9 protein-coding genes are annotated in these 12,915 nt (G+C 74.7%); 7 read left to right on the top strand and 2 right to left on the bottom strand.

The genetic code is table 11. The annotated features are described in order from the left end of the window. Positions 1-13: 13 nt before the first annotated feature. Together QMF98_RS06640 and QMF98_RS06645 are read left to right on the top strand one after the other, a co-directional pair. Entirely contained in the window at positions 14-1,834 is a 1,821-nt protein-coding gene (locus QMF98_RS06640; RefSeq protein ID WP_337975221.1) for a metallophosphoesterase family protein, read from the top strand. 50 nt (positions 1,835-1,884) lie between these two features. After that, positions 1,885-2,556: a metal-dependent transcriptional regulator gene (locus QMF98_RS06645; protein ID WP_337975222.1), complete on the top strand. Its 672-nt coding sequence runs from the start codon at positions 1,885-1,887 to the stop codon at positions 2,554-2,556. 24 nt (positions 2,557-2,580) lie between these two features. Here the strand turns inward: QMF98_RS06645 and QMF98_RS06650 are convergent, their stop codons facing one another. Beyond that, positions 2,581-4,329: a helicase HerA-like domain-containing protein gene (locus tag QMF98_RS06650; protein WP_337975223.1), complete on the bottom strand. Its 1,749-nt coding sequence runs from the start codon at positions 4,327-4,329 to the stop codon at positions 2,581-2,583. 88 nt (positions 4,330-4,417) lie between these two features. Between QMF98_RS06650 and leuS the strand changes: the two genes are divergently transcribed. The 5 genes from leuS to holA all read left to right on the top strand — a co-directional run bounded on the left by leuS (position 4,418) and on the right by holA (position 12,216). Beyond that, positions 4,418-7,348, top strand: a complete 2,931-nt coding sequence (gene leuS, locus QMF98_RS06655) for a leucine--tRNA ligase (protein WP_337975224.1) — start codon at positions 4,418-4,420, stop codon at positions 7,346-7,348. A gap of 62 nt (positions 7,349-7,410) precedes the next feature. Next, positions 7,411-8,367, top strand: a complete 957-nt coding sequence (locus QMF98_RS06660) for a DegV family protein (protein WP_337975225.1) — start codon at positions 7,411-7,413, stop codon at positions 8,365-8,367. Positions 8,368-8,830: 463 nt separating this feature from the next. Continuing rightward, positions 8,831-9,526 (top strand): ComEA family DNA-binding protein, encoded by a 696-nt coding sequence (locus QMF98_RS06665; RefSeq protein ID WP_337975226.1) that lies wholly within the window; start codon positions 8,831-8,833, stop codon positions 9,524-9,526. Further along, positions 9,523-11,154: a ComEC/Rec2 family competence protein gene (locus tag QMF98_RS06670; RefSeq protein ID WP_337975227.1), complete on the top strand. Its 1,632-nt coding sequence runs from the start codon at positions 9,523-9,525 to the stop codon at positions 11,152-11,154. The genes QMF98_RS06665 and QMF98_RS06670 overlap by 4 nt, the downstream gene beginning before the upstream one ends. Positions 11,155-11,205: 51 nt before the next feature. Beyond that, positions 11,206-12,216: a DNA polymerase III subunit delta gene (holA, locus tag QMF98_RS06675; RefSeq protein ID WP_337975228.1), complete on the top strand. Its 1,011-nt coding sequence runs from the start codon at positions 11,206-11,208 to the stop codon at positions 12,214-12,216. Between the two features lie 20 nt (positions 12,217-12,236). Here holA and QMF98_RS06680 read toward each other — a convergent pair whose 3' ends face one another. Next, positions 12,237-12,845 (bottom strand): EAL domain-containing protein, encoded by a 609-nt coding sequence (locus tag QMF98_RS06680; RefSeq protein WP_337975229.1) that lies wholly within the window; start codon positions 12,843-12,845, stop codon positions 12,237-12,239. Positions 12,846-12,915: the final 70 nt, after the last annotated feature.

The following is a 12,915-nucleotide window of genomic DNA, read 5'->3' on the forward strand; positions in this document are numbered from 1 at the left end:
TAGGGTGGTGACGATGCGACATCCACGCTTCCCCCGACGCTCCCGGCGCTGGTGGCTGCGCGCGAGCCTGCTCGTGCTGCTCGACCTGCTGGTCGCGGTGGTCGTCGGGGTGACGACCGCGTCGGTGCACGGGTCGTTCGGCCCGCACGAGGCACGGTACGAGGTCACCACCGACTCGACGGTCACCATCGACGTCGGTCCGCTCGGGACGCTCCAGGTGCGCTCGCCCCTGCCGCTCACGCTCGGCGTGCGGGCCACCGTGGAGGAGATCCCGGACACGCTGACCTCGGTCGACCCCGCGACCACGCTCGCGGCGTTGAGCGGGGACCTCCAGTCGTACATCCAGTTCTTCAGCGCGCCGCAGTCCACGGTGCACGACGTGACGCTGGCCTTGATCGCCGACGCCGCGGTGCGGGCGGCGGTGACGGCGCTGCTCCTCGCGGGCCTGTGGTACCTCGGTCGGTGGCTGCTGGGCCCGGCTCGACGCGCCGAGCTGGCGGCCGCGCTGCGGGTCCACCGGCGCCTCGTCGTGGCCGTGGTCGCCGGGGTCGTCGTGTGCGGCACGGTGCTCACCTCGAGCACCGGGCCGACCCCGACCCGCTCGACCGCGGCGATCTCGTCCGTGTTCAACGGCACCCCGCTGCAGGGCGCCCGCGTCACCGGTCGGCTCGGTGGCGTGATCGACACCTACGGCGGCTACGTCCTCTCGGCGGTGCGCGAGAACGACGCGTTCTACCAGGCGGCCGACCAGGCGCTCGTCGCCGCGTGGGGCTCCAGGCCCGCCGATCCCGTCGTCTGGTCCCGGCCGTCCCCGACCGCGACCCCGACCGCCACAACGTCCGTGTCCGCGGCCGGCTCGACCGCGGGCGCCACCGCCTCGCCGACGGGGCTCGCGCCGCAGGCGACCGGGCTCGCGCCGCAGGCGGCCGGCCTGGGCGGCGCCGCCTCCGCGTCGCCCACGTCCTCGTCGAACGGCTCGCCCAGCCCGTCGCCGACACGCGCCCAGGCGAAGCTGGTCACCGTCGTCGTGGTCTCCGACCTGCACTGCAACGTCGGGATGGCGTCCCTGATGCACTCCGTGATCACGCTGTCCAGGGCCTCGCTCGTCCTCGACGCGGGCGACACGACCCTCGACGGCACGCCGGTGGAGCAGTACTGCGACACCACGTTCGCCCGCGCCGTCCCGGCCGGCGTCGCGCTGGTGACGTCTCCGGGGAACCACGACTCGGACACCACGAGCAAGCGGTACGCCCGTTCGGGCGCCACGGTGCTCGCGGGTTCGGTCGTGACGGTCGACGGCATCCGGATCCTCGGCGACCACGACCCGAGCCAGACCCGGGTCGGCGGCGGTACCACCTCGGTGGCCGGCGAGACCGTCACGGACGCCGGTGCACGACTCGCGGACGTCGCCTGCGCCGACAAGACCGGCGTGGACCTGCTGCTGATCCACAACCCCCCGGTCGGCCAGGAGGCGCTGGACCGCGGCTGCGTGCCGGCGCAGATCTCCGGGCACTACCACGTGCGCACCGACCCCGAGGTGGTCGGCGAGGGGGTGCGGTACATCAGCAGCACGACGGCGGGCGCCCAGGTGAACCAGCCGACGATCGGGCCGCTGCACGGGGTGGCGGAGCTGACGGTGCTGCGCTGGGACACCGAGACCCGCAGGTTCGTGGACTACCGCGTGATCGCCGTGCACCCCGACCGGACGGTCACCGTCGGTGCCGCGCAGCCGTGGCCGGCGGTGCCCCCCGCGTCGTCCTCCAGCGCCGGGCCGTCCTCCGGTCACGGACCGACCGCGACGGGCGGTGCGGTGCCGGCGACCGCAGCGCCCTGACGTCGGCAACCCGCCCGGCACCGACCGGCCCGGCCCCTACGCTGGACGTCGTGAGCCAGTCCCCCCATTCGCTGACGGCCGTCAGCCAGGACTACCTCAAGGTGATCTGGTCCGCCCAGGAGTGGTCGGACGCGCCTGTCACCACCAAGGCCTTGGCCGCGCGCCTGGGCGTCGGCGCGTCGACCGTCTCGGAGACCGTCCGGCGGCTGGCCGACGCCGGCCTGGTGACGCACGAGCCCTACGGCGCGGTGGGGCTGACCCCTGAGGGACGGGCGCACGCGCTGGCGATGGTGCGACGGCACCGACTGCTGGAGACCTTCCTCGTCGCCCACCTCGGCTACGCGTGGGACGAGGTGCACGACGAGGCCGAGGTGCTCGAGCACGCCGTGTCGGACGGCTTCGTCGAACGCATTGCCGCGCACCTGGGTCACCCGACGCGGGACCCGCACGGCGACCCGATACCCGGCCCCGACGGGACGATGGACGTGCCGACCGCCAGGACGCTCTGGGACGTGGAGCCGGGGGAGTGGCGGGTGGTCCGCATCTCCGACGCCGACCCCGAGCTGCTCCGCTACCTCGCGGCCCGGGGGCTGGGCCTCGACGCTCCCGTGAGCGTGACCCGGCACTCCGTCGCCGGCGTCGTGTCCGCGCGCGTCGGAGACCAGGAGCAGGTCGACCTCGGTGAGGGCGCGGCATCGGCGATCTGGGTCGGGAACCCGTGACGGCTGACGTGTGGAGCTGACGCGTCAGCGTCTGCGCAGCGTGCCCAGCAGCGTCCGGGTCAGCTCGCGTCCCAGCTGCGTGCCGGCCGACCTCAGGAACGAGTCCAGCGGGTCCGCCGTCCGGGACCTCGCCCTGGGGCGGTACGACGAGCGGGCGTCGCGCTCCGCCTCGCGTCGCGAAGCCTCGGCGTCCTTCTCCTGCTGCGCGGCCTCCTGCTGGGCCGCGACCCGTGCCGCCACCTCCTGCGCCCGCGCGGTGAGCAGCTCGTACGCCGACTGCCGGTCGACCGGCGTGCCGTAGCGCGCTGCGAGGGGGGACGCCGCGACCGCACCGAGCACGGCGGCGTCCGGCGCGGCACCCATCGACGCCTGCGGCGCCCGCAGCCGCGTCCACGCGACGGGTGTCGGGGCACCGGTCTCCCCGAGCACGGTGACGATCGCCTCGCCGGTTCCCAGCTGCGTGAGCACCTGCTCGAGGTCGTACGACGACGAGGGGTAGGTGCGGGCCGCCGCGCGGAGCGCTGCCGCGTCCTCGGGCGTGAAGGCGCGCAGCGCGTGCTGCACACGGCTGCCGAGCTGACCGAGCACGTCGGCCGGCACGTCCTTGGGGCTCTGCGTGACGAAGACGATGCCCACGCCCTTGGACCGGATCAGCCGCACGGTCCGTATCACCTGGTCGAGGAGCTGGGGCGAGGCGTCGTCGAACAGCAGGTGCGCCTCGTCGAAGAAGAAGACCAGCTGCGGCTTCTCCGGGTCGCCGACCTCCGGGAGCACCTCGAACAGCTCGGCGAGCAACCACATCAGGAACGTGGAGAAGAGGGCCGGCCGGTCCTGCACGGCGGGCAGCTCGAGGGCCGACACGACGCCGCGTCCGTCGGGAGCCGTGCGCAGCAGGTCCGTGACGGTGAACGCCGGCTCGCCGAAGAAGGCCGCGGCCCCCTGCGACTCGAGCGCCACGAGCTCGCGCAAGATCACCCCGGCGGTCGCCGCCGACAGCCCGCCGATCGCCTTGAGCTCGGCCTTCCCCTCGTCGGAGGTGAGGAACTGGACCGTCGCCCGCAGATCGGCCAGGTCGAGCAGGGCCAGGCCCTGGGTGTCGGCCCAGTGGAAGACCAGGCCGAGGCTCGACTCCTGCGTCTGGTTCAGCCCGAGCACCTTCGACAGCAGCAGCGGGCCGAACTCGCTGACGGTGGTGCGGATCGGCACGCCCGTGCCCATCCCGCCGAGCGTGAACAGCTCCACCGGGAAGGACGACGGCGTCCAGTCCTGGCCCAGCGCGCGCGTGCGTTGCAGCAGCTTGTCGCTCGGGGTGCCGGGCGCCGTCAGACCCGTGAGGTCCCCCTTGATGTCCGCGACCAGCACGGGTACGCCCGCGGTGGAGAGCTGCTCGGCCATCAGCTGGAGCGTTCGGGTCTTCCCGGTGCCAGTCGCACCGGCGACCAACGCATGCCTGTTCAGCATGCCGAGCGGGATGCGGACCTGGGCCGCGGGATCGGGAGAGCCGTCCTGCAGCAGCGCGCCCAGCGCGAGCGCCGGACCGGTGAAGGCGTAGCCCGCGGCGACCTGGTCGGCCAGCGCGGACGACGCGCGGGCCGGGGTGGTCGTCGGTCCGCCGGAGACCTGCGCCGCGGCCAGCGCGGCCGCCGCCGCCGCGGCTTCCGCCTCGGCTGCCTCCGCCCTCGCCTTCGCGGCATCGGCGGCGGCCCGTGCCGCCTCGGCCTGCAGCTGCGCGAGCCGTGCGGGGTCGACCTGGTCACCCGTCTGCGACGACATCCTCGAAGTCTAGGAAGGCCGGTCGGACGACGACCAGGGGAGCCGTCGCCGTCCGAGGTCCCGGCCCCCCGCCGGTAAACTCGCCCAGGTGACGTCGCAGGAGATCAGCGCCCCCCGACCGGCCGCGACCCCCGACGAGGTGCCCTACCGCTACACCCCGTCGCTCGCCGCGAAGATCGAGGCGCGCTGGCAGGACGAGTGGGACCGCCGGGGGACCTTCTTCACGCCGAACCCCACCGGTCACCTCACCGACGGCGCAGGCCGCCACGCCGAGCCCGGTCGGCGCCCGTTCTTCGTGATGGACATGTTCCCGTACCCGTCCGGGGCCGGTCTGCACGTCGGCCACCCCCTCGGGTACATCGCCACGGACGTCGTCGGCCGCTTCCGGCGGATGCAGGGCGACAACGTGCTGCACGCCCTGGGCTTCGACGCCTTCGGCCTGCCCGCGGAGCAGTACGCGGTGCAGACGGGCCAGCACCCCCGCGTCACCACCGAGGCGAACATCGCGATCATGCAGCGCCAGCTGCGGCGACTGGGCCTGGCGCACGACCCGCGGCGGTCGTTCGCGACGATCGACCCCGAGTACATGCGCTGGACCCAGTGGATCTTCCTGGCGATCTACAACTCCTGGTACGACGAGTCGGCGCCCAACGCGGACGGCGGACTGGGTCGCGCCCGGCCCATCGCGGAGCTGGAGGCCGAGCTGGCGTCCGGCGCGCGGCCCGTGCCCGGCGGCGTGCCCGGTGTGCCTGCCGGTGCCGCATGGGCCGAGCTCGACAACCCGGCCCGGCGGCGGGTCGTGGACGCCCACCGTCTCGCCTACCTGTCCCAGACGCCCGTGAACTGGGCGCCGGGTCTGGGCACCGTGCTGGCCAACGAGGAGGTCACGGCCGACGGCCGCTCCGAGCGGGGCAACATGCCCGTGTTCCAGCGGAGCCTGCGGCAGTGGAACATGCGCATCACCGCCTACGCCGACCGACTGGCGGACGACCTGGACGCGATCGACTGGCCCGAGAAGGTCAAGTCGATGCAGCGGCACTGGATCGGTCGGTCCACGGGCGCGCGCGTGCGGTTCGCCGTCGAGGGCGGTGCCGAGCTGGAGGTGTTCACCACCCGCCCGGACACGCTGTTCGGCGCGACCTTCATGGTCGTCGCACCGGAGCACCCGCTGCTGGACGAGGTGCCCGCGCAGTGGCCCGACGGCACGCGGTCGGCCTGGACCGGGGGCTTCGACTCGCCCGCGGCCGCCGTCGCCGCGTACCGCGCCGAGACGGCGGGCCGGTCCGCGGTCGAGCGGCAGGCCGACGCCGGCCGCAAGACGGGTGTGTTCACCGGCCACCTGGCGATCAACCCGGTCAACGGCGAGCCGCTGCCGGTGTTCACCGCCGACTACGTGCTGATGGGCTACGGCACGGGCGCGATCATGGCCGTGCCCGGCGGCGACGAGCGCGACTACGCCTTCGCGCAGGCGTACGAGCTGCCGGTCGTCTACACGGTGGCCGCGCCGGAGGGCACCCCGGACGGCGCGCGGACCGGTGACGGCGCGGTGATCAACTCGGCCAACGACTCGCTCGACCTGAACGGCATGGACGTCGTCACGGCCAAGGACCGCACGATCGCGTGGCTTCAGGAGCGTGGCCTCGGAGAGGGCACCACCACCTACCGCCTGCGTGACTGGCTCTTCAGTCGCCAGCGGTACTGGGGCGAACCGTTCCCGATCGTGTACGACGAGCACGACCAGCCCGTCGCCCTGCCGACGTCCGCGCTGCCCGTCACGCTGCCGGAGGTGCCGGACTACGCCCCGCGCACCTTCGACCCGAACGACGCGGACTCGTCCCCGGAGGCGCCGCTCGGCCGCAACGAGGACTGGGTCAACGTCACGCTCGACCTGGGCGATGGCCCCAAGCAGTACCGCCGCGACACGAACACGATGCCCAACTGGGCCGGTTCGTGCTGGTACTACCTGCGCTACCTCGACCCGGACTCGGACCAGGTGCTGGTGGACCCCGAGCTGGAGCGCTACTGGATGGGCCCCGGCCACGGGTCCCAGCCGGAGGGTTCCGTCGGCGGCGTCGACCTGTACGTCGGCGGTGTGGAGCACGCCGTGCTGCACCTGCTGTACGCCCGGTTCTGGCACAAGGTGCTGCACGACCTGGGTCATGTCAGTGCCGGGGAGCCCTTCTACACGCTGTTCAACCAGGGCTACATCCAGGCGTACGCCTACACCGACGAGCGCGGCGTGCACGTGCCGGCGGCCGAGGTGGTCGAGGACCCCGCGGCCGGTACCGGCTACACGTGGCAGGGCGAGCCCGTCAACCGTGAGTACGGGAAGATGGGCAAGTCGCTGAAGAACGTGGTGACGCCCGACGAGATGTATGCGGAGTACGGCGCCGACACGCTGCGCGTGTACGAGATGTCGATGGGCCCGCTCGACCTGTCGCGCCCGTGGGAGACGCGGGCGGTGGTGGGTGCGCAGCGCTTCCTGCAGCGGCTGTGGCGCAACGTGGTCGACGAGGGCACCGGCGCGACGGTGGTCAGCGACGACGAGCCGTCGGTGGAGACGCTGCGCGTGCTGCACCGCACCATCGCCGAGGTCGGCGACGACATGGCGGCGATGCGGGTCAACACCGCCATCGCCAAGCTGATCGTGCTGAACAACCACCTCACCACGCTGGACCGCGTCCCTCGGGCCGCGGTCGAGCCGCTCGTCCTGATGACGGCGCCGGTGGCGCCGCACATCGCCGAGGAGCTCTGGGACCGGCTCGGTCACGAGGAGTCGCTGACCTACGCACCGTTCCCCGTCGCCGACCCCGCGTACCTGGTCGAGGAGTCGGTGACCTGCATCCTGCAGGTGGCGGGCAAGGTGCGTGGGCGCGTCGAGGTGGCGCCGTCGGTGTCCGACGACGAGCTGCGCGAGCTGGCGCTGGCCGATCCCGGTGTGCAGCGGGCGCTCGACGGCAGGGCGGTGCGCACCGTGGTGGTGCGCGCGCCCAAGCTCGTCAACGTGGTGCCGGCCTGACGCTGTCGGGCCCTCCGATGTCACGCCTCGGCTCAGCACGGCTGCCGCCCCACGTCGCCGTCGTGACGGACTCGACCGCGGCACTGCCGGCCGGCGCCGCCGAACGCTGGGGCGTGCGGGTCGTACCGCTCCAGGTGCTCGTCGACGGTGCGCCGCTCGCGGGTACCGACCTGGGTGCGGAGACGATCTCGGCTCTGCGGCGCGGAGCGCGCGTCACCACGTCCCAGCCGTCGGCGGCGGCGTTCGCCGACGCGTACGCCGCGGCGGCCTCCGACGGAGCGACGGCGGTGGTCTCCGTCCACCTGTCCGGTGAGCTGTCCGGGACGGTGCAGGCTGCCCGGTCTGCCGCCGAGCGGGCACCGTTGCCGGTGCACGTCGTCGACTCCCGGACCGCCGCGATGGCGCTGGGGTTCGCGGCACTCGCGGCCGCGTGGGCGGCCGACGGGACGCCGGTGGACGACGCTCGGGTCGACGGTCGGGCGGCCGAGGACCGGCGTCGACCCGCCTCCCGGTGGCGCATCCGCCGCAGCGGCGCCTCCGACACCCGTCCCGCCACGGACGTCGAGGCGGTCGCCCGGGCAGCGCGGACCGCCGCGGAGTCGTCGAGGGTGTGGTTCCTGGTCGACTCCCTGGAGCACCTGCGGCGTGGTGGTCGGCTCGGCGCGGCTGCGGCCGCCCTGGGGACCGTGCTCGGGCTGCGGCCGCTGCTCACCGTGGCGGACGGTCGGCTCGTCGTCGCGGAGAAGATCCGCACCCGCCGGGCAGCGGTCGAGCGGCTGGTCGCCGTGGCCACGGCCGCTGCGCTCGCCCGTCCCGGCGCGCGGGTCGCCGTGCACCATGCCGATCGCGCCGACGCCGCCCTCGACCTCGCGCATCGGCTGACCGAGGCGACCCGCGGCACCGTGCGTGAGATCGTCGTGAGCCCGGCCGGCGCCGTGCTGACGGCGCACGTGGGCCCCGGGTTGCTCGCCGTCGTCGTCTCGGACGGCGTTCCCGGCGAGGTGCCTGCCCGGCCCTGACCGAGCCATCCCCAGCCCGTGACGTCGTGCGGGCCATCGGACTCCGCTGCGACGCTCGTCGGAGCGGCCGGCTCTCGCGCCTAGCGTCCCCGGCGTGTTCCGTGCCGACGTCAGCGCCGCCCGCCGTCGGCTGGACCGACTGACCCGCCGGGCCGAGGCGCGCGGGCCGGCCGCGGATGCGCCGCCCGTCGGACTACCTCTCGCGGACCGACCGCTGCTCGATCGTCCGCTGCTCGATCGACCGCTGCCCGAACGACGAGGGGCTGACGAGCCACCCGCCGCGTCCGTGTCGCGGCCGACTCTCTGCGGTGAGGGCCCCGTCGGTCCACCGCTACCGGAGCCGGCAGCGTCGCTGGCTCGCACGTCGTGCGTGCCCTCGGTGCTCGGACCCGACGCCGTTTCGTCGGGCGGTCCAGGCCGGGCAGGGCCGACCGCGGGAGTCGGAGGGTGGGTCCCGACCGCCGTGCGCGCAGCGGCGGTCGAGTACCGGGACTCGTACGGGGTCGCGACGGACCTCAGCGTCGCCGACGAGCCCCCGCAACGGGTGCGCTGGAGCGTGCCCTGGCGGCTGGCCGCCTCCGCGGCGACCGCGGTCGCGCTCGTGGTCGGCGCCACCCTGATCCGGGCGTCCGCCCTCGCACCGGGGGACCCGGTCGAGCTGCCCACGCCGGTGCCCGCCACCGCCGGCAGCTCGCCCACGGGGTTCGCGACACCGGCGTCGCCGCTGTCGACGGACGCCGCTCAGCTCGTCATCCACGTCGTCGGAGCCGTGGCACGGCCCGGCGTGGTACGGCTCCGGCCCGGAGCGCGGGTGCAGGACGCCATCGAGGCGGCCGGTGGTGCGGCCGAGGACGCGAACCTCGCGGCGGTGAACCTGGCGCGGCCGGTGACCGACGGCGAGCAGCTGGTCGTACCCGGTCCCGGCCAGGCCGCCCCGCCGTCCGCCCCGCCGAGCCCGAGCAGCGCGGGAGGTCGCCTGGACCTCAACACGGCCACGCTCGCCGACCTCGACGCGCTCCCGGGCATCGGCCCGGTGCTCGCGCAGCGCATCCTCGACCGGCGTCTGCAGCATCGCTTCACCTCGCTCGACGAGCTCGGCGAGGTCAGCGGCATCGGCCCCACCCTGCTGGAGCGGCTCCGCCCGATGGTGCGCGTGTGAGCGCCCGTGAGACGCGTTCCGACACCGCGCCACGGCAGCGCCCCGGAGCAGCCCCGCGTGCCGGTGCGCGTGCCGACGTCCGTCAGGACGGTGCGTCCGACGCCGGGACGCCAGAGGCACTGGAGGTGCTCGACCTGCGCCTGGTGCCGGTGGCCGTCGGGTGCTGGTCGGGCGCCGCGCTCGGAGTCGCCGGTGGTCCGACGGTCGCGCGGTGGATCGGGACTGCGGCGGTCGTGGTCGTGCTGGTCCTCGTCGTCGCGCCGCGGTGCCGGCGCCCTCGGCGGCCGGGGCACCGTGTCTCCGCCACCGTGGCACTCGCGGTCCTCGTGCTCGCGCTGGCGCTGCTCGACGCGTCCGCGCAGCGCGCGCTCCGGACCGGCGGTCTGCTCGGCACCGCCCTCCGAGAGGGTGCGACCGCGACGGTCACCGGACGTGTCGTGGACCCCCCTGTGCCGATGGACGCCCGGTGGAGCCACGGCGAACCGGACCGTCGGTACACGGTCTCGGTGCGCTGGGTGGAGAGCCGTGGGCGACGGTCCGGCGCTGCCGCTTCCGTCGTCGTCGTCGCGCCGGGTGACGTGCCGCCCGGCAGCATCGTCCGCGTCACCGGACGACTGACGCGGTCGGATGTCACGGACAGCACCGTGGCGATGCTCACCGCGAGCTCGGCGGCCGAGCTCGTGGCGCCACCCGGCTGGCCGGACCGCGCCGCGGAGCGCGTGCGCGCGGCAACGCGTGGGATCGCGCAGCGGCTGCCGGCCGACGCCGGCGCCCTGCTCGTGGGCATGGCGCTCGGCGACGGCTCGCGTGTCCCGGACGACCTGTCGGAGGCGATGCGAACGGCCGGGCTGACCCATCTCATCGCCGTCTCGGGATCTCACTTCGCGCTCGTCGGAGCGATCGCGGCGGCCGCGGCGGCGGCGTGCCGACTGCCCGTGGCGCTCCGCGCAGGTGTCGTCCTGCTGACCGGGGCGGGCCTGCTCGTGCTCGTCGGACCGCAGCCCAGCGTGCTCCGCGCCGCCGTCACCGGGGTGGTCGGCCTGCTCGGCCTCCTGTCCGGCCGACCTGCCCGAGCCCCTGCAGCCCTCGCCACGACGGTCACGGCGCTGCTGCTGACCGACCCGTGGCTCGCGTTCCAGATCGGCTTCGCGCTCTCCGTGGTGGCGACCGCGGCGATCGTGGTCCTCGGCGGCGCATGGGTGCGTGTGTGGTCGCCTCGGCTCGGTCGTCCTCTCGCGGCCGCCGTGGCCGCTCCGCTCGCCGCGCAGCTGGCCTGCGCACCGGTCCTGCTCGTGCTGCGGCCCTCGGTCGGCACGTACGCGCTGCTCGCCAACCTCGCCGCAGCGCCGGCGGTGCCGCCTGCCACCGTGCTGGGCCTCCTGACCGCCGTGGTCGCCCCGTGGTCGCCGCACGCGGCGTTGCTGCTGGCACAGCTCGCCGGCGCCGCGTGCTGGTGGGTCGCCGCGGTCGCACGGGTCGCGGCCGCGGCGCCCGGTGCCCAGCTCGCGTGGGCCCCTGGCGCCGGTGGCATCGTCGCGATGGCCGGCGTGTCGGCTGCTGTCGGCGCCCTCGTGCTGTCGGCGCGGCGGCGCCGGCACCGCAGAGCGCCCCCGCGCGTCCTGGCCTGACCGGCGTGACGGTGGCTGACTCCTGTCCGTGCTGTCTGGCAGGCTGGTGCCGTGCCCAGTGCCCGACGTCCGGCGTCCCGAGCCGCGCAGAGCGGGATCGGCTGGCAGGACGCACCGGTCGCACCCGTGGTGCTCGTCTCCGGTGCCGAGGCGCTCCTCGCCGAGCGTGCGGTGGACCGGATCGTCGAGCAGGTGCGGGCACGGATCCCGGACGTGGCGGTCGAGCGCCTCGATGCCGCGGAGTACACGCCCGGTGCCCTCGCCGTGCTCACCAGCCCCAGCCTGTTCTCCGACGACAAGGTGGTCGTCCTCGAGGGCCTCGAGAGAGCGTCGGACGAGCTGCTGTCGGACGCGGTCGCGTACGTCGGTGCTCCGTTCGACTCCGTCGTCGTGGTGCTCCGGCACGGGGGCGGTGCCCGGGGCAAGCGTCTCCTCGACACGTGCCGGGCTGCCGGCGTGCCCACCGTCGCTGCCGATCCCGTCAAGTCGGATGCCGACAAGGTGGCCTTCGCCGCCGCCGAGCTCCGGCGTGCCGGCCGCCGCGCCGACCCCGCGGCTCTCCGTGCGCTCGTGGACGCAGTCGGCGCGGACCTGCGCGAGCTGTCCGCCGCCTGCTCCCAGCTCGCAGCCGACACCACGGGGCTCATCGCTGCCGAGACCGTCGAGCGGTACCACGGGGGGCGTGTCGAGGCGACAGGGTTCCAGGTCGCCGACGCCGCCGTGGTCGGCGACGCCGGCCGCGCGGTGGCCCTGCTCCGGCACGCCCTGTCCACCGGTCTCGACCCCGTGCCGATCGTCGCGGCGCTCGCGGCCCGGCTCCGCATGCTGGCCAAGGTCGGTGCGGTGCGGAGCCGGGGCGCTGCCGCCGCGCGGGAGCTCGGCCTGGCTCCGTGGCAGGTCGACCGGGCCGCCGGTGAGCTGCGCCGCTGGACACCCGAGGGTCTGGCTGCCGCGATCAGCGCCGTGGCGCAGGCCGACGCCGAGGTGAAGGGCGAGAGCAGGGACGCCGAGTTCGCCGTCGAGCGTGCCGTCCTGCGGGTCGCGGGTGCCGTCCGCCGCTGACGGCGCGCGGCTCCCGTTCCTCAGCAGGCCTGCGTCGTCGCGGCGCCCAGGGCGTCACCCTGGAGGAACTCGAAACCGAGCTCGACGGCGCGCACCAGCATCTCGACGTCGCACACGTGCTCGGCGACCAGCCGCGCACCGTAGCGCCGCGCCTCTTCCAGAGCATCGCCCGGCAGCCGCACGAGGTCGCGGCAGTCCACCTTGACGAAGTCGGCGTACGGCAGCATCGCCCGCTGGTCCGGCGACGCGGTGTAGTCGTCGACGGCGATGCGGTAGCCGCGGGCTCGCAGCCGCCGAAGCCCGAGCAGCACCCCGGCATGGGCCGGAACGGTCTCGACGACCTCGAGGACGAGCCGGCCTCGCGGTGCGGGGAGCGGTCGGTCGCGGACCAGGAACGAGCGCGTGACGTTGACGAAGGCCAGAGCCGACCCCGCCGCCACGCCGCCGTCGCCGAACACGGTGCGCAGCACCGAGGCGGACGCCTCGTCCTGCCGCGCCGCCGCCCAGCTGTCGACCCCAGCCGGCCGGCCGGAGATCGACCGGTACAGGTACTCGTGCCCGAGGAGTACTCCGTTCGTGGCCCAGATCGGCTGGAGAGCGACGGGAAGCCGCTGCGTGGGGACGCCCATCGGCGTGCTCCCGCCTCCACGCGTCCGGTGCACCTGTGCGGTCACATCGGATGAGAGCGGTGGTCGTCGG

Origin of the sequence: Cellulomonas sp. NTE-D12 (genome assembly GCF_027923705.1) — a bacterium.
Lineage (GTDB): Bacteria > Actinomycetota > Actinomycetes > Actinomycetales > Cellulomonadaceae > Cellulomonas.